General features: G+C 63.8%; 1 pseudogene. It reads right to left on the minus strand.

The window, feature by feature from the left end:
* Window positions 1-186, minus strand: a pseudogene (locus ACLF3G_RS29595) (IS256 family transposase); the annotation flags it as partial.
* Window positions 187-271: the final 85 nt, after the last annotated feature.

Raw genomic sequence — 271 nt, forward strand, 5'->3', positions numbered from 1 at the left:
GCTGTTCCCGGCCCCGCCCTCGCCCGCCAGGTGATGGTCCATCTCGGCGTTCAGCGCCCGCTCCGCCAAAGCCTTCTTCAGCTGGTCCAGCAGGCCGCCCTGATCAAAGGCGGTGCTGGCGTCCGAGCCGGACAGCAGCTGGTCCAGCATCTCGTCCGGTATCTGTGGTGCTTTCCGCTTGGCCATGAAGGGGTCCCTTTCTTCCCATCATGACCGGCAACACACGAAATTCGCGACAGTCCCTGGTCAGGATGTGGGTCTTGGTGGACAC

The organism is Falsiroseomonas sp. HC035 (assembly GCF_050563525.1).
GTDB lineage: Bacteria > Pseudomonadota > Alphaproteobacteria > Acetobacterales > Acetobacteraceae > Falsiroseomonas.